We start from the raw sequence: 15,415 nt of genomic DNA on the forward strand, positions 1-15,415 counted from the left end.
CGCCAAATTGTAGGGCGAGAACCGGGTGGCGGGCGGAAATCCGCCATTGTCACCTGCGCATTTTGTCAAGGTTCAGAGCCTGAAACCCTTGCGGGAAAAGGCTTACAGTGGTTTTACCGATAGTGGCACGGTGCTTGCGATGAGGGTGAGAGGTCTGCTTTCGCGCAGCTCGACAAAACAAATCCCTCCAGTGCAGGAGGGTTCGCACTTTAGGTGTCGTGGCCGTCAGTTGGATGACTGCCGGGCGGCGCTGTTGAGGATCTTTCCCATGACGACTCGTCAGCCGTTTTACAAATCCCTGTATGTACAGGTGATCGTAGCCATCACCATCGGTATTTTGCTGGGTCACTTCTATCCGCAGACCGGCGTCGCCCTCAAGCCGCTGGGCGACGGGTTCATCAAGCTCATCAAGATGGTCATTGCCCCGATCATCTTCTGTACGGTGGTCAGCGGTATCGCCGGCATGCAGAACATGAAATCGGTCGGCAAGACCGGCGGCTACGCGCTGCTGTACTTCGAGATCGTCTCCACCATCGCCCTGCTGATCGGCCTGGTGGTGGTCAACGTGGTGCAACCGGGCGCCGGCATGCACATCGATGCCTCGACCCTGGATGCCTCCAAAGTCGCGGCCTACGTGACCGCAGGCGCTGACCAGAGCATCGTCGGCTTTATCCTCAACGTGATCCCATCGACCATCGTCGGCGCCTTCGCCACCGGCGATATCCTGCAAGTGTTGATGTTCTCGGTAATCTTCGGTTTCGCCCTGCATCGCCTGGGTGCCTACGGTAAACCGGTGCTGGACTTCATCGATCGCTTCGCCCACGTGATGTTCAACATCATCAACATGATTATGAAGCTCGCCCCCATCGGTGCCCTGGGCGCCATGGCGTTCACCATCGGCGCCTACGGCGTGGGCTCGCTGGTGCAACTGGGCCAGTTGATGATCTGCTTCTACATCACCTGCGTGCTGTTCGTGGTAGTGGTGCTGGGCGCCATTTGCCGCGCCCACGGCTTCAGCGTGCTGAAACTGATCCGCTACATCCGTGAAGAACTGCTGATCGTGCTGGGTACGTCGTCCTCCGAGTCCGCGCTGCCGCGCATGCTCATCAAGATGGAACGCCTGGGCGCCAAGAAGTCGGTGGTGGGCCTGGTCATTCCGACCGGTTACTCGTTCAACCTCGACGGCACCTCGATCTACCTGACCATGGCGGCCGTGTTCATCGCCCAGGCGACCGACACCCACATGGACATCACCCACCAGATCACCCTGCTGGCGGTGCTGTTGCTGTCCTCCAAAGGCGCTGCGGGCGTGACGGGTAGCGGCTTCATCGTATTGGCCGCCACCCTGTCGGCGGTCGGCCACCTGCCGGTGGCAGGCCTGGCGCTGATCCTGGGTATCGACCGCTTCATGTCCGAAGCCCGCGCCCTGACCAACCTGGTGGGCAATGCCGTGGCAACCCTGGTGGTGGCCAAGTGGGTCAAGGAGCTGGACACCGACAAGCTGCAAACCGAACTGGCTAGCGGCGGCCGCGGTATCTCCGACACCCGTGAAGAAGACGACCTGGGCGTGGCCGAAGGCCCAACCCCAAGTGGCGTGAAATAAGCCCACCGGTTGTATGAAAAACCCGCTTCGGCGGGTTTTTTCATGGCCGCCCATTGAGCGCAAAGGTCAGCGCCCTTGACGTTAACGGTGATTGCCGCCGCGCCCGGGCCTGCCTAGGCTTGGGGGCATCGCTCAAGGAGAACGCTTATGCCCGGCCCATTGGCAACCCTCAAGGTTCTGGATTTTTCGACCCTGCTACCGGGGCCGTTCGCCTCGCTGCTGCTGGCGGACATGGGCGCGCAGGTGCTGCGCATCGAGTCCCCCAGCCGCGTTGACCTGGTGCGGGTGCTGCCGCCTCACGATCGCGGCGTCTCTGCCAGCCACGCCTATCTCAACCGCAACAAGCGCAGCCTGGCCCTGGACCTCAAGCAACCCGAGGCGCTGGAGCTGGTGCGGCAACTGGTGGCCGAGCACGACATCCTGATCGAGCAGTTCCGCCCCGGCGTGATGGAACGCCTGGGCCTGGGCTACGAAGCGTTGAAGGCCCTCAACCCACGGCTGATCTACGTGTCGATCACCGGCTACGGCCAGACCGGCCCGTACCGCGACCGCGCTGGCCACGACATCAACTACCTGGCCCTGGCCGGTGTCGCCAGCCACACCGGGCGGCGCGACAGCGGGCCGCTGCCGTTGGGGGTGCAACTGGCGGATGTGGGCGGCGGCTCCCTGCACGCGGTGATTGGCCTGCTGGCGGCGGTGGTGGCGCGCCAGCACAGCGGCGTGGGCCAGTACCTGGACGTGAGCATGAGCGACTGCGCCATGAGCCTGAATGCCATGGCCGGCGCCGGTTACCTGGCCTGCGGCGTGGAGCCGGGCCCGGAGGAGCAGATGCTTAACGGCGGCAGTTTCTACGACTACTACCGCAGCCGCGATGGCCGCTGGCTGTCGGTGGGCAGCCTGGAACCGGCCTTTATGCAGCAACTGTGCGTGGCCCTCGGGCGCCCGGAACTGGCCGCCCGAGGCCTGTCGCCCGAGCCGCAACAGCAGCAGGCGCTGAAAGCCGAATTGCAGATCGAGTTCGAAAAACACGACTTCGCCGCGTTGTGTGAAAGGTTCGCCGCGGTGGACGCCTGTGTCGAACCGGTGCTGAGCCTGGGCGAAGCCTTCGCCCACCCACAATTCAGCGCCCGGCAAATGACCTGCGAAGTGCCCCGGGCCGATGGCACCACCCAAACCCAAATGGCTTGCCCGCTGAAATTCTCCCAACCCCTGCCCGAACCCCGCCACATCGGCGTGGCAGTGGGCGCCCATAGCGATCAAGTGCTGGCGGAACTGGGCCTGAGCGAACAGCGCATCGCCCAGCTAAGGGCCGCCAACGTGGTGGGGTAGGGCCTATATAGGAGCAACTGTCTTACCCCTAACCATTGGCCACCGCCACTCAGTGCCGCCATCGCGAGCAGGCGCGCTCCCACAGCGGAAAAATGCCCCCCACACCACCCTTCAAGGGTGGGGGCGGGCTTCACTCCACCCGCGTTTCCCCGCTGAACACCAACGTCTGCCGGCACCGCCGGCACAAATAGCGCCGGCCCTGGCGCACCAGGCTGTGGCGCTGGGCGGAGAAGGGGAAGTCGCTGTCGGCGCATGGGCAGCGGTAGATGTAGCGGGTTGCGCTGCGGCGCTTGATGGCATAGGTGTGGCAACGGTTGGGCGGCAGTTCATACACGCCGCGCATGATGAGCTGCCATTCCTCGCCATGGGGGGCGATGCGCTCGCCGAACAACTGATGGGCGATCAGGTGCGCAACCTCGTGGGCCACGGTCTGCTTGAGAAAGTCTTCGCTGTTTTCCCGGTACAGCTGCGGGTTGAAGCGCAGCAGGTTTTCGTGCAGGTGCGCGACGCCGGCCTTCTGCCCGCGCAGCTTGAGGCTGACCACGGGGCGCTTGAAGGGGCGTTTGAAAAAGGTTTCGGCTTGTTGGAAGCAGTCTTCGACGCGGCGGTTGAGTAGCTCGGGCATGCGGTACGGGTCTCCAGAGGTTGCGAGTATGCCGTAAACCGGGGGCTTTCCGAATTGCCCGGGCGCCGGGCGGTCATTTGCCGGGCAAAAGAAGGCCGCCTTGCGGCGGCCGGTATTGGCAGCGATGGGGTTGTTATAGGTGCGGCGTCAGTTGGTGTAGATGGGGCCGACGCCCAGGCCCCAGACAATGACGGTGAACGCCATGATGGCCACCAGCACTACCAGGCCCACGGCCAGCACCGAACTGGAAAACAGGAAGCCCTCGTCCGAAGGGATGTTCATGAAGGTCGGCAACCCCACATACAGCAGGTACACCGTGTAGCAGATGGCCGCCGTGCCGACGATCATTCCCAGCCACATGTGCGGGTACAGGGCCGCGAGGCCGCCAATGAACAGCGGTGTCGCGGTGTAGGTGGCAAACGCGATGCAGCGGGCGAGGCTGGGGCTGGCGTCATAGGTGCGCGCCATCCAGTGCACGAACGCGCCCATTACGGCCACGCCGCCGAGCATGGCCAGGTACGACATGATGGTCATCCACAGCGCGCTTTCCTGGGTCAGCATGACCGGTGCGCGGTTGCCAATGACCCAGCCGACCTGGGTGGTGCCGATAAACGCTGAAATCGCGGGGATCGCCGCGAGGATCAAGGTGTGGGTGAGGTACATATGGCTGATGCTTTCTTCGGCATCGCCCCGGATGTCCCGCCATTCCTGGTCGGGGTGGGTAAAGAGCCCTACGACGTGGTGAATCATGGTCAGTCACTCCTTTGTTATTGCCATCGCCCCCCAGCGGAGCGCTTACGGGCCAAGCGGCCAGGTAAGTAAAGGTCTGAATATGTGTGCGACCTTATGTCGCAGTATAGGAAGGACTTGGCCCAATGCCCGTAGGCCTTTAGAGCAAATCGTGCTGTAAAAGAGGTGGCTAATCGCCGGTTCATCTGGCAGGCCGCGTGTGTGTTCCGCCGTGCCGGCCTTTTGCGTAAAATGCCGGCCTTTCGTCATCCACCTCGCGGATCCTAGCGCCATGGGCACTCTTACGGTCAACCAGAACAAACTGCAAAAACGCCTGCGCCGCTTGGCCGGGGAGGCGATTGCCGACTTCAACATGATCGAGGACGGCGACAAGGTGATGGTCTGCTTGTCGGGCGGCAAGGACAGCTACACGATGCTCGATGTGCTGCTGCACCTGCAGAAGGTCGCGCCCATCCAGTTTGAAATCGTCGCCGTGAACATGGACCAAAAGCAGCCCGGTTTCCCCGAAGACGTGCTGCCGGCCTACCTCAAGACCCTGGGCGTGGAATACCACATCGTCGAAAAAGACACCTATTCGGTGGTCAAGGAGCTGATCCCGGAGGGCAAAACCACCTGCTCGCTGTGCTCGCGCCTGCGCCGGGGCACGCTCTACACCTTCGCCGACGAAATCGGCGCGACCAAGATGGCCCTGGGGCACCACCGCGACGACATCGTCGAAACCTTCTTTCTCAACATGTTCTTCAACGGCTCGCTCAAGGCCATGCCGCCCAAGCTGCGCGCCGATGACGGGCGCAACGTGGTGATCCGCCCGCTGGCCTATTGCAATGAGCGAGACATCCAGGCCTATTCCGACCTCAAGCAATTTCCGATCATCCCCTGCAACCTGTGCGGCTCCCAGGAGAACCTGCAACGCCAGGTGGTCAAGGACATGCTCCAGGACTGGGAACGCAAGACCCCGGGGCGTACCGAGAGTATCTTTCGCAGCCTGCAAAACGTGATTCCGTCGCAATTGGCCGACCGTAACCTGTTTGACTTCACTGGCCTGAAAATCGACGAGAACGCCGCATCGCGTTTCGTCAACGTGGTGAACCTTTGAGCGCTGGCCCGGCTCTGTACTGCTGACTCACGGCGCTCACGGGCGCCGTTCTTTATTGGGGAGAGGGCATGCGCGACTACAAGTGGCTGCACGAATACTGTCTGAACCGCTTCGGTTCGGTGGCGCAGTTGGAGGCCCATTTGCCGGTGCCCCTGAGCGAGGCGCAATTGTGCCAGGTCGGCGACGACCGCTACCTGTCCACGCTGGCGCTGCGGGTGTTTCGCGCCGGCCTCAAACACAGCCTGGTGGACGCCAAGTGGCCGGCCTTCGAGCAGGTGTTTTTCGGTTTCGACCCGGAAAAAGTGGTGCTGATGGGCGCCGAACACCTGGAGCGGCTGATGCAGGACGCGCGGATCATCCGCCACCTGGGCAAACTCAAGAGTGTGCCGCGCAACGCCCAACTGGTGCTGGACATCGCCCACGAATACGGCAGCTTTGGCGCTTTCCTGGCGCAATGGCCGGTGACCGATATCGTCGGGTTGTGGAAGTACCTGGCCAAGCATGGCCATCAACTGGGCGGGTTGTCGGCGCCGCGGTTCCTGCGCATGGTCGGCAAGGACACCTTCGTGCCCAGCAACGACGTGGTGGCCGCCCTCAACGCACAGAAGATCGTCGACAAGGTGCCCACCAGCCTGCGCGACCTGGCCATCGTCCAGGACGCTTTCAACCAATGGCACGCCCAAAGCGGCCGGCCGATGTGCCAGCTCTCCATGATGCTGGCCTACACCGTCAACCACTGATACTCCTGCCTGCGCTGGGGTGCGCAGCAGCCCTGATTCGGCGATCACGACGGCTTCGCCCCCGAGCGTCGGCACGCCGCCCGGGGGCTAGCCCGCTTGCTATAGGGGGCGGGTTATTCGCCGGCCAAGCGGCGGTTGAGCTGGAAGCGCCAGCGCACATACAGCAGCGCCGAGCAGAACAGCGCCAGGCTGGCGGCCATTTCTAGTACGCCGAACAGTTGGCGGTTGGGGTCGAAGGCGGCGATCGCGCCTTTGATGAAGTACAGGTTCAGCACAAAGCACAGCCACGAATGCCCGCGCGGGCTGCCGCTTATCACGCCGGGGGCCATGATGAGCAAGGGCACCAGTTCGATCAGCAGGATCACCCAGGGCCGGGCGCCGTGCAGGTCCAGCAGGCACAGGTAGAACAGCGCCAGCACCCCCACCAGGGCGAAAAAGCACACCAGGCTCAAGATGCGCGCCAGGCGCACACGCGGTTGCAGCCACTCGATGGTGGGCAGGACTTTCGGCTTCTTAGCCACGGGCGCTCTCCAGCAGCACAGCGGTTTTCGCCAGGCGCAGGCCGAGGGCGCGGCACAGGGCTGTTTCATGCTCGTCCAGGGCGCTCTTGCCGTCGGCACCGGCATGGTGGCTGGCGCCGTAAGGCGTGCCGCCGGCGCGGGTTTCCAGCAGCGCCGATTCGCTGTAGGGCAGGCCGGTGATGAGCATGCCGTGGTGCAGCAGCGGCAGCATCATCGACAGCAGGGTGGTTTCCTGGCCGCCGTGCAGGCTGGCGGTGGAGGTGAACACGCCTGCCGGTTTACCCACCAGGGCGCCGGTGAGCCACAGGTTGCTGGTGCCGTCGAGGAAGTATTTGAGCGGCGCGGCCATGTTGCCGAACCGGGTCGGGCTGCCCAGGGCCAGGGCCGCGCAGTTTTTCAGGTCGTCGAGGCTGGCGTACAGCGCGCCTTCGGCGGGGATGGCCGGGGCCACCGCTTCGCATTCGCTGGAGATGGCCGGCACGGTGCGCAGGCGCGCCTCCAGGCCACCTTGCTCGATGCCCCGGGCGATCTGCCGGGCCATTTCGTGGGTTGAGCCGTTGCGGCTGTAATACAGAACCAGAACGTAGGGCGCGGTCACGGCAACAGCTCCAGGATGGCTTCAGGCGGGCGGCCGATCACGGCTTTGTCGGCGGTTTCCAGGATCGGCCGCTCCATCAGCTTGGGGTGTTGGGCGATGGCGGCGATCAGTTGCGCCTCGCTCAGGCTGGCGTCGGCCAGGTTCAGGCTCTTGTACTCGTCTTCGCCGGTGCGCAGCAGTTGCCGGGCGCTGATCCCAAGCTTGCCCAGCAGGCCCTGCAATTGCGCGGCGTTGAGCGGTTCTTCGAGGTACTTGACCACGGTGGGCGCAAGGCCCCGGGCCTGGAGCAGTTCGAGCGCACCGCGCGATTTCGAGCAGCGCGGGTTGTGATAAAGCGTCAGATCGGTCATGTGCGGGTCGCATCTTGCGTAAGGTGGCGGCTATTCTACCTGCGCGACGCAGCGTCCTGAACCTTTGGCGGTGCGGCATATTCACTTTCGGGCTTAAGGATCGACACATGACAAGGCGACTGGCGGCGGCATCGGCGCTGTTGTGCACCCTGCTGCTGGGCGGCTGCGGTAATGACTACGGCGTGGATCAGGCGGGCAACAAGGTCGCGGCCGAGCGCTTGGACAAGCAGTGGCTGGTGCTTAACTACTGGGCCGAATGGTGCGCCCCGTGCCGCACCGAAATCCCCGAACTCAACGCCCTGGCCGAACAGCTCAAGGGCCAATCGGTGGAAGTGTTCGGCGTCAACTTCGACAACGTGCAGGGCGCCGAACTCAAAAGCGCTAGCGACAAACTGGGTATCAAGTTCACCGTACTGGCCCAAGACCCCGCGCCATTCTTCGGCGTACCCCGCAGCCAGGCCCTGCCGGTGACCTACATCATCGACGACCAGGGCAAGGTGCGCGAACAACTGCTGGGCGAACAAACCGCCGCAGGCGTGTTGGCGAAGATCAAAGCGCTACGCGCAAGTGGCAGCTAAGCGCAGTTGCGAGCGGTTAGCGGCAAGCTGCAAGTTAAGGCGCTTCAACCTTGTAGCTTGCCGCTGCTGTCAGCTTTCCTCCAACCACCAACGCAGCGGTTTGCCTTGGGCGGGCCAGAAGCGCAGTTGGTCGATGGGCGAGATGTCCCAGCGCTGTACGGTTTCCAGGGATTTGAGGAAGCGTTGTTCCTGCTCCATCAAGGCTGGGGCGCACAGTTTGCGGGTGCTGCCGACTTTGCCGAAGCTGAGTTTTTCACCGTCCAGGCTGTACGGCGCGAACCAGTGGTTGCAACCGGCGGTGCCATAGGCGCGGCCGTCGGCGCCGAGGGTGATGGTCAGGTGGCTGCGGTCGATCAGCGGCCTTTCGCCGATCCACTCCAGCAAGTAGCTGCGGTCCTGTTGCAGCTTCACCGGTTCGGCGGCGCAGCCTAGCAGGCTGGCGCCGAACACGGCGATCCAGGCCGCACGTTTCATGGGCGAGCCTGCTGGCATTTTTGGCACAGGTGCTTTTCCCCTTCGCTGCTCCAGCCCAGTTCGGCGATGCGCGCCGTGGCGGCAGGTTTTTGCGCCTTGGCGCCGAGCTTGGCGTCCACCGCGAATTCAAAGTCCAGGGTGGCGGCACAACCGTCGCAGTTGACCTGCCAGGTGTGGATCGCCAGTTCGCCGAATGCCGGGCCCTGGGTCATGGCCACCCATTGGCCCATGGGCTTGAGCAGGTGGCGCACGTTGTCGACGGTCAGGCGCATGTGCAGGCTTTTGCTGCCCTTGAGGGTTACCAGCAGCACGTCGTTCTGCCGGATGGCGCCGCCCTGGCCGGTGACCTGGTAGCGGCCGGGCATCAGGGCGCGGACTTCGGTCAGGGTGTGCTGCGGGTTCATCAGTGTGTAGCGGAAATCGTGTTCGGCCATGGGTCCTCCAGATAGGCCCGGTATGCTAGCACGCTGACCTCATCTGGCGACTGGCCCGTGCGACCTTCGATCCGGCGGGCCGCGCCCTTTCAGCCTTCGACCAGGTTTTGCGGGGTGCCGCCAGCCCACGCGGCGATGTTGTCCAGGGTAGTTTGGGCGATGGCGGCCAGGGCTTCACGGGTGAGGAAGGCCTGGTGGGCGGTGACGATCACGTTGGGGAAGGTCAGCAGCCGCGCCAGCACGTCGTCCTGCAACGGCAGGTCGGAGCGGTCCTCGAAGAACAACTGGGCTTCTTCTTCATAGACGTCCAGCCCCAGGTAGCCCAATTGGCCGTCCTTGAGGGCGTCGATCAGCGCGGGGGTGTCCACCAGGCCGCCGCGGCCGGTGTTGATGAGCATCGCCCCGGGCTGCATATGGGCCAGGGAGTCGCGGTTTATCAGGTGTTTGCTCTGGGCGGTGAGCGGGCAGTGCAGGCTGATGATCTGCGCCTGGGCCAGCAGTTCGGGCAGGCTCAGGTAGCGCGCGCCGAGGGCCAGCACCTGGGGGTTGGGGAAGGGATCATAGGCCAGCAGTTGGCAGCCGAACCCGGCCATGATCTTGGCGAAGGTGGCGCCGATCTGCCCGGTGCCGACCACGCCCACGGTCTTGCCCACCAGGTCGAACCCGGTCAGGCCATGGAGGCTGAAATCGCCTTCGCGGGTGCGGTTGTAGGCGCGGTGCAGGCGCCGGTTGAGGGCCAGGATCAAGGCCACCGCGTGTTCGGCCACGGCGTGGGGCGAGTAGGCCGGCACGCGCACGATGCCCAGCCCCAGGCGTTTGGCCACCGCCAGGTCGACGTGGTTGTAGCCGGCCGAACGCAGGGCGATCAGGCGCGTACCGCCGGCGGCCAGGTGTTCGAGCACCGGGGCGCTGAGGTCGTCATTGATGAAGGCGCACACCACTTCGTGGTGTGCGGCCAGGGCCACGGTGTCCAGGCTCAGGCGTGCGCTCTGGAAGTGCAGCTCCACGCCGGGCGGCAGGGCGGCGGCGAGGAAGCTGTCGCGGTCGTAGGTTTGGCTGCTGAAGAGGAGGGTGCGCATGGGGGGAATCCTTATCCGTGTGAGGGCCAAGTGAGAGCGAGCCTGCTCGCCGTAGCGGTTGTTCATTCAGCGGCTCGGTTGCCCGGTACAGCGCCATCGCGAGCGGGCTCGCTCCCACTGGGGGCCAATGGGGGCCATCAGGCACTCAACCGCGCCTGGTTGGCGAGGCGGCAGATGGCGCCATCCAGTTCATCCAGGGCGGCAAAGGCCTTGGGGTCTTCCTGTTTGAGCAGGGTTTCGCTGCGCTGGCAGGCCGCGCGCAATTGCGGGACGCCGCAGTAGCGGGTGGCGCCGTGCAGGCGATGGACGCGCTCGATCAGCGCGTTCTGGTCATGGGTTTCGCGGGCGATGCGGATGGCTTCGCGGTCGGCCTCAAGCGAGGCTAGCAACATGGCCAGCATATCGGCCGCCAAATCGCCCTTGCCGGCAGCCAGGCGCAGGCCTTCTTCGTGGTCGAGGATTTGCAGGTCGGTGGCGTGGCCGTGGTGTTCGTGCTGGCGTTCCTGGCCCTGGCTGCGCAGGGCCAGGCCGGTCCACTTGAGCACCACTTGGGCCAGTTGCCGCTCGCTGATGGGTTTGGTCAGGTAGTCGTCCATGCCGCTTTGCAGCAGGGCGCGTTTTTCGTTGGCCATGGCGTGGGCGGTGAGGGCGACGATGGGCAGCGGCGTGCTGTGGCGCTGGTTTTCCCACTGGCGGATCACTTCGGTGCTCTGGCGCCCGTCCATGCCGGGCATCTGCACGTCCATCAGCACCAGGTCGAAGCTTTCGTTCTGTACGGCCTTGACCGCTGCGTAGCCGCTGTCCACGGCCAGCACCTTGGCGCCCATGTCTTCGAGCAGGGTCTGCACCAGCAGCAGGTTGGCCGGGTTGTCATCGACACACAGCACTTTCGGCGCACGGCTGGACATCGGCTCCCCCGGCTCGCTGCGCAGGCGCTGCGGGTTGACCAGGTCGGCCAGGGCCCGGCGCAGTTTGCGGGTGCACGCCGGCTTGGATTGCAACTGGCTGTGGGGGTTGGGCACCGAGAGGTGGAAGAGGGTTTGTTCGGTGGTGGGGCACAGCACCAGCACTTTGCAGCCCAGGTGTTCCAGATCCCAGATGTGCTGGTTGAGGCGCTCCGGTGGCATGTCCTTGGTGGTGATGCCCAGCACGGCCAAGGCGATGGCCTGGTTGGTCTGATGGGCGCCGGTGACGCCGTTGGTCAGGGCTTCGAGGGTGTTGAACGGGGTCACGTCCAGGCCGCAGTCTTCGAGTTGGTGCTGCAAGGCCTGGCGCGCCAGTTCGTGGTTTTCCAGTACCGCCACGCGGCGCCCCAGCAAGGGCGCGCAAGGCAGGTCTTCGCTGTCGTCGCGGGCCTTGGGCAGGCGCAGGCTGATCCAGAATTCCGAACCTTCGCCGGGCATGCTTTCGACGCCGATCTCGCCGCCCATCTGCTCGATCAAACGCTTGGAAATCACCAGCCCCAGGCCTGTGCCGCCGGGCTGGCGGGACAGCGAGTTGTCGGCCTGGCTGAAGGCCTGGAACAGGGCGCGCACGTCCTGGTTGGACAGGCCGATGCCGGTGTCCTGGATGCTGATGCGCAGTTGCACGCTGTCGTCGTGTTCTTCTTCGAGCATGGCCCGGGCGACGATGGTGCCGGTGCGGGTGAACTTGATCGCGTTGCTCACCAGGTTGGTGAGGATCTGCTTGAGCCGCAGCGGGTCGCCCACCAGCGACAGCGGCGTGTCGCGGTACACCAGGCTGACCAGTTCCAGTTCCTTGGCGTGGGCGGCCGGGGCGAGGATGGTCAGGGTGTCTTGCAGCAGGTCGCGCAGGTTGAAGGGGATGCTGTCGAGCACCAGTTTGCCGGCCTCGATCTTGGAGAAGTCGAGGATCTCGTTGATGATCCCCAGCAGGCTGTCGGCGGATTTCTCGATGGTGCCCAGGTAGTCGAGTTGGCGCGGGGTCAACTCGCTTTTTTGCAACAGGTGAGTGAACCCCAGGATGCCGTTGAGGGGCGTGCGGATTTCGTGGCTCATGTTGGCCAGGAATTCGGATTTGATACGGCTTGCTTCCAGGGCTTCCTTGCGCGCCAGGTCCAGCTCGATGTTCTGGATCTCGATGGTTTCCAGGTTCTGGCGCACGTCTTCGGTGGCCTGGTCGATGCTGTGCTGCAGTTCTTCCTGGGCATTTTGCAGGGTGCTGGCCATGCGGTTGATGCCCGAGGCCAGCTCATCCAGCTCCTGGCTGCCCAGGGCCGGCAGGCGGGTATGCAGGTTGCCGTCCTTGAGTTGGGCCACGGCGTGCTTGATGCGGCTCAGCGGCTGGTTGATGGTGCGGCTGATGCGCAGCGCCAGCAACGCGGTGCCCAGCAGGCCGGCGCTAATCAGCAGCAGGCTGGCGAACAGGCTGCGGTAGCCGCGCAGCAGCGTGTTGTTGTGGGACAGCTCCACCTCGACCCAGCCCAGGAGGCGGTCGGATTCGTCCGGGATCAGGTCGCCGGCCAGGTTGCGGTGATGGCCGAACACTGGCATCAGGTAGCGGGTGGCATCGTTGCCGGTGACTTGCAGCAGGTGGCCATTACTGCCGCTGGGCGCGGGGTTGAGCATGCTCGGGCCGGCGTGGACCAGTGGGCTGCGGTCGGGCGCCAGGAACGACACCGCGCGCACATCCTTTTGCTCCAGGGCCTGGGTGGCGACGCGTTCCAGCAGTTCGCTGTTGTCGCTGCCCAGGGCTGGTGCCACCAGGGGCGCCAGTTGCTCGGCGATCATCTCGCCGCGCTGCAACAGCTGGGTGTGCAGGTCCGAGAGCTGCATCCAGGTGAAGTAGCCCCCCAGCACCAGGGCCATCAGGCTGGTGGGCAGCAGCGTGAGCAACAGGATGCGCCCCTTGATCCCCAGTTTCTTCAGCACTCGACTCTCCCGGTGGGGCGGTATGAAAAGTGGTAGGCGGCCATGCTGGTACACATCCTTGGCGATCTAGCAGGCAATTGCCGCCAATTAACGCCGTTAACGGGTGGCCTGTGCAAGTGTTATGCCTTGGTCCGGGTATGCAGGTTGCTCCTTGGAGGGCAATCTTGAATAATCGCCAACTGAGAATTACTTGCACAGGCCAATGAATCCCATATCTATTGCCCCGCCGCGCATCCTGACCATTGAAGACGACCCCGTGCTGGGTGCCTATGTCCACGAGCACCTAGGCCGCTGTGGCTTCCAGGTGACCTGGTGCCAGAACGGCAGCGAGGGCCTGGAGATCGCGCGCAAAACGCCGTTCGACCTGGTGCTGATGGACATCCTGCTGCCGGGCATGAACGGTTTGACGGTGCTCACCCACCTGCGCCAAAGCCATACGCTGCCGGTGATCCTGATGTCGGCCCTGGGGGCCGAAGCCGACCGTATCAGCGGTTTTCGCCTGGGGGCCGACGATTACCTGCCCAAGCCGTTCAGCATGGCCGAGCTGCGGGTGCGCATCGAAGCCATCCTGCGCCGCGTCGCCCTGGATCGGCGCCAGCCGCCCGCGCCACTGTACAGCGAAGTGCAGAGCCTGCGTTTCGACGATGAACTGTGCGACGTGCACTACGGCCAACAGTGGGCCGGGCTGACCCGCAGCGAGTATCGCCTGCTCGAAACCCTGCACCGCAACGCCGACGAAGTGCTGAGCAAGGCCTTCCTTTATCAGCACGTCCTGCAACGCGGCTATGCGCCCCACGACCGCAGCCTGGACATGCACGTCAGCCAGATCCGCCGCAAGCTCAAGGCCATCAGCTACAGCGAGCGCGAAGTGCGCACGGTGTGGGGCAAGGGCTACGTCTTGAGTGCCGTCGATGAAAAGGGCTGACCTGCCGGACCGGCATTCGCTGTTCTGGAAACTGGCGTTTTTGCTGGTGGCCTTCTGCTTGCTGATGATCTGGCTGAGCCTGTCGTGGGGCCGCTACGTGGAGCAGCGCAACCTGTTCCTCTCCGACGAGGCCCGCGTCACCCTCAGTGGCTATGCGGCCGAGGCTGAGCACGCCTGGCTCAAGGGCGGCGCCGAGGCATTGGACGCCTGGCAACTGGAAATGGCCGAGCGGGAAAACACCTGGGTCGGGGTTGTCGGCAACGACCTGCAAACCCTGAGCAATTACCCGCCGACCCACCAGCAAAGCCAGCACATGACCTTTTTGCGCGGCCTGGACTGGCCCATGAGCAGCCGCGCCCGCCGTGCGCCTTGGCTGAAAATCCCGTTCCCCAACGACCCCAGCCAGGGCAGCCTGGTGATGGAACTGCCGCAGCGCTTTTTGCCCGGCCAATACCGCGTGGCCTGGCGGGTGGTTACCAGCGGCGTGATCCCCGGTCTGTTCACCTTGCTGCTGTGCGTGGGCCTGTACCGCATGCTCATCCTGCCCCTTAACACCTTGCGCGAGCAGGCCAACGCCTGGCGCGCCGACCAACTCAGCGCGCGTTTGCCGGCGCGGGCCCTCAACCGCGCCGATGAGCTGGGCGAGTTGGGGCGGGCGTTCGAGCAGATGTCCGAACGCCTGCAAAGCACGGTGGCAGTGCAGCAGCAATTGCTGCGTGACCTGTCCCACGAATTGCGCACGCCCCTGAGCCGCCTGCGGGTGGCCAGCGAAAGCGAAGAAGACCTGATGCGCCTGCGTGAGCGCATCGGCCGGGAAGTCGACGGCATGCAGCGCCTGGTGGATGACACCCTGCAACTGGCCTGGCTCGACACCGAGCGCGCACCGTTGCCGGAGGAAGACATCCAAGTCCAGGCGTTGTGGGAGATGCTTTGCGAAAACGCCAGCTATGAACGGGCCTGGCCCCCGGCGCAATTGCAGTGCTCGGTGGACGCCTCCTGCTGGGTGCGCGGGCACCTCAACACCCTGGCCCAGGCTCTGGAAAACATCCTGCGCAATGCCATTCGCCATTCTCCGGCCAACGGCATTGTTAGCCTGGCGGCACAGCGCGAGGGCGACTACTGGCACTTGTGGTTGCAGGACGAAGGCGGCGGCGTGGCCCAAGAGGACCTGGAGCGGATGTTCGACCCCTTCATCCGCCTCGACGGCTCACGCCCCGGCGACGGCGGTTTCGGCCTGGGCCTGAGCATCGCCCGCAACGCCGTGCAGCGCCAGGGCGGCAGCTTGTGGGCGGAAAACGCCGAGCGTGGCCTGCGGGTGCACATGAAATTGCGCGCACGGGTGGGGTGAAACCTCTGCAACGCTTATTCCCAGATGCCATAAGCACCACACTTTGCGTGATATGGCCTGTGGCGGTTTGCCGG

At 64.4% G+C, this 15,415-nt stretch carries 16 protein-coding genes; 7 read left to right on the forward strand and 9 right to left on the reverse strand.

Going from position 1 to position 15,415, the window contains the following annotated elements; all coding sequences use genetic code 11:
* Positions 1–268: 268 nt before the first annotated feature.
* Both CKW13_RS03090 and CKW13_RS03095 read left to right on the forward strand, forming a co-directional pair.
* Complete coding sequence (locus tag CKW13_RS03090; protein ID WP_095106858.1) at positions 269–1,603, forward strand: dicarboxylate/amino acid:cation symporter; 1,335 nt, start codon at positions 269–271, stop codon at positions 1,601–1,603.
* Positions 1,604–1,750: 147 nt separating this feature from the next.
* The gene (locus CKW13_RS03095) at positions 1,751–2,932 is read left to right on the forward strand and encodes a CaiB/BaiF CoA-transferase family protein (protein ID WP_095106860.1); all 1,182 of its coding nucleotides are present in this window, start codon (positions 1,751–1,753) and stop codon (positions 2,930–2,932) included.
* Positions 2,933–3,062: 130 nt separating this feature from the next.
* Here CKW13_RS03095 and CKW13_RS03100 read toward each other — a convergent pair whose 3' ends face one another.
* The gene (locus CKW13_RS03100) at positions 3,063–3,557 is read right to left on the reverse strand and encodes a SprT family zinc-dependent metalloprotease (protein WP_095106862.1); all 495 of its coding nucleotides are present in this window, start codon (positions 3,555–3,557) and stop codon (positions 3,063–3,065) included.
* A gap of 147 nt (positions 3,558–3,704) precedes the next feature.
* Positions 3,705–4,307: a Yip1 family protein gene (locus CKW13_RS03105; protein ID WP_095106864.1), complete on the reverse strand. Its 603-nt coding sequence runs from the start codon at positions 4,305–4,307 to the stop codon at positions 3,705–3,707.
* Positions 4,308–4,578: 271 nt separating this feature from the next.
* On the opposite strand from CKW13_RS03105, the gene ttcA reads away from it, so the two are divergent.
* Positions 4,579–5,403, forward strand: coding sequence for a tRNA 2-thiocytidine(32) synthetase TtcA (gene ttcA / locus CKW13_RS03110; RefSeq protein ID WP_095106866.1), 825 nt, complete (start codon positions 4,579–4,581; stop codon positions 5,401–5,403).
* Positions 5,404–5,471: 68 nt separating this feature from the next.
* The gene (locus CKW13_RS03115) at positions 5,472–6,143 is read left to right on the forward strand and encodes a DNA-3-methyladenine glycosylase I (RefSeq protein ID WP_095106868.1); all 672 of its coding nucleotides are present in this window, start codon (positions 5,472–5,474) and stop codon (positions 6,141–6,143) included.
* Positions 6,144–6,256: 113 nt separating this feature from the next.
* Here the strand turns inward: CKW13_RS03115 and CKW13_RS03120 are convergent, their stop codons facing one another.
* From CKW13_RS03120 to arsC, 3 genes are read right to left on the reverse strand one after another with little or no spacing between them, the layout of a single operon-like run.
* The gene (locus tag CKW13_RS03120; RefSeq protein ID WP_095106870.1) at positions 6,257–6,664 is read right to left on the reverse strand and encodes a DUF2069 domain-containing protein; all 408 of its coding nucleotides are present in this window, start codon (positions 6,662–6,664) and stop codon (positions 6,257–6,259) included.
* Positions 6,657–7,262 carry an NAD(P)H:quinone oxidoreductase gene (gene wrbA, locus CKW13_RS03125; protein WP_095106872.1) on the reverse strand — a complete coding sequence of 202 codons (606 nt, stop codon included), beginning with the start codon at positions 7,260–7,262 and terminating at the stop codon, positions 6,657–6,659. Before wrbA ends, CKW13_RS03120 begins: the two co-directional genes overlap by 8 nt.
* The gene (gene arsC / locus CKW13_RS03130; protein WP_095106874.1) at positions 7,259–7,612 is read right to left on the reverse strand and encodes an arsenate reductase (glutaredoxin); all 354 of its coding nucleotides are present in this window, start codon (positions 7,610–7,612) and stop codon (positions 7,259–7,261) included. Before arsC ends, wrbA begins: the two co-directional genes overlap by 4 nt.
* A 107-nt stretch (positions 7,613–7,719) precedes the next feature.
* On the opposite strand from arsC, the gene CKW13_RS03135 reads away from it, so the two are divergent.
* Complete coding sequence (locus CKW13_RS03135) at positions 7,720–8,190, forward strand: TlpA disulfide reductase family protein (RefSeq protein WP_095106878.1); 471 nt, start codon at positions 7,720–7,722, stop codon at positions 8,188–8,190.
* Positions 8,191–8,259: 69 nt separating this feature from the next.
* Here the strand turns inward: CKW13_RS03135 and CKW13_RS03140 are convergent, their stop codons facing one another.
* The 4 genes from CKW13_RS03140 to CKW13_RS03155 form a co-directional block, all read right to left on the reverse strand.
* Positions 8,260–8,664, reverse strand: coding sequence for an META domain-containing protein (locus CKW13_RS03140; RefSeq protein WP_095106880.1), 405 nt, complete (start codon positions 8,662–8,664; stop codon positions 8,260–8,262).
* Positions 8,661–9,098 (reverse strand): hypothetical protein, encoded by a 438-nt coding sequence (locus CKW13_RS03145; RefSeq protein WP_095106882.1) that lies wholly within the window; start codon positions 9,096–9,098, stop codon positions 8,661–8,663. The genes CKW13_RS03140 and CKW13_RS03145 overlap by 4 nt, the downstream gene beginning before the upstream one ends.
* An 89-nt stretch (positions 9,099–9,187) precedes the next feature.
* Positions 9,188–10,177, reverse strand: coding sequence for a 2-hydroxyacid dehydrogenase (locus CKW13_RS03150; RefSeq protein WP_095106884.1), 990 nt, complete (start codon positions 10,175–10,177; stop codon positions 9,188–9,190).
* Positions 10,178–10,314: 137 nt separating this feature from the next.
* The gene (locus CKW13_RS03155; RefSeq protein WP_095106886.1) at positions 10,315–13,068 is read right to left on the reverse strand and encodes a response regulator; all 2,754 of its coding nucleotides are present in this window, start codon (positions 13,066–13,068) and stop codon (positions 10,315–10,317) included.
* Positions 13,069–13,270: 202 nt separating this feature from the next.
* Between CKW13_RS03155 and CKW13_RS03160 the strand changes: the two genes are divergently transcribed.
* The gene (locus CKW13_RS03160; protein WP_095106888.1) at positions 13,271–13,993 is read left to right on the forward strand and encodes a response regulator transcription factor; all 723 of its coding nucleotides are present in this window, start codon (positions 13,271–13,273) and stop codon (positions 13,991–13,993) included.
* Positions 13,980–15,341: a sensor histidine kinase gene (locus CKW13_RS03165; RefSeq protein WP_095106890.1), complete on the forward strand. Its 1,362-nt coding sequence runs from the start codon at positions 13,980–13,982 to the stop codon at positions 15,339–15,341. The genes CKW13_RS03160 and CKW13_RS03165 overlap by 14 nt, the downstream gene beginning before the upstream one ends.
* Positions 15,342–15,415: the final 74 nt, after the last annotated feature.

It is taken from the genome of Pseudomonas sp. Irchel 3E20 (assembly GCF_900187645.1).
Lineage (GTDB): Bacteria > Pseudomonadota > Gammaproteobacteria > Pseudomonadales > Pseudomonadaceae > Aquipseudomonas.

Bases quoted from the DNA above. Each gene is read 5' to 3' on its own strand.
- CKW13_RS03090 (WP_095106858.1), top strand. From the start codon at position 269: ATGACGACTCGTCAGCCGTTTTACAAATCCCTGTATGTACAGGTGATC.
- CKW13_RS03095 (WP_095106860.1), top strand. From the start codon at position 1,751: ATGCCCGGCCCATTGGCAACCCTCAAGGTTCTGGATTTTTCGACCCTG.
- CKW13_RS03100 (WP_095106862.1), bottom strand. From the start codon at position 3,557: ATGCCCGAGCTACTCAACCGCCGCGTCGAAGACTGCTTCCAACAAGCC.
- CKW13_RS03105 (WP_095106864.1), bottom strand. From the start codon at position 4,307: ATGATTCACCACGTCGTAGGGCTCTTTACCCACCCCGACCAGGAATGG.
- ttcA (WP_095106866.1), top strand. From the start codon at position 4,579: ATGGGCACTCTTACGGTCAACCAGAACAAACTGCAAAAACGCCTGCGC.
- CKW13_RS03115 (WP_095106868.1), top strand. From the start codon at position 5,472: ATGCGCGACTACAAGTGGCTGCACGAATACTGTCTGAACCGCTTCGGT.
- arsC (WP_095106874.1), bottom strand. From the start codon at position 7,612: ATGACCGATCTGACGCTTTATCACAACCCGCGCTGCTCGAAATCGCGC.
- CKW13_RS03135 (WP_095106878.1), top strand. From the start codon at position 7,720: ATGACAAGGCGACTGGCGGCGGCATCGGCGCTGTTGTGCACCCTGCTG.
- CKW13_RS03140 (WP_095106880.1), bottom strand. From the start codon at position 8,664: ATGAAACGTGCGGCCTGGATCGCCGTGTTCGGCGCCAGCCTGCTAGGC.
- CKW13_RS03145 (WP_095106882.1), bottom strand. From the start codon at position 9,098: ATGGCCGAACACGATTTCCGCTACACACTGATGAACCCGCAGCACACC.
- CKW13_RS03150 (WP_095106884.1), bottom strand. From the start codon at position 10,177: ATGCGCACCCTCCTCTTCAGCAGCCAAACCTACGACCGCGACAGCTTC.
- CKW13_RS03160 (WP_095106888.1), top strand. From the start codon at position 13,271: ATGAATCCCATATCTATTGCCCCGCCGCGCATCCTGACCATTGAAGAC.
- CKW13_RS03165 (WP_095106890.1), top strand. From the start codon at position 13,980: ATGAAAAGGGCTGACCTGCCGGACCGGCATTCGCTGTTCTGGAAACTG.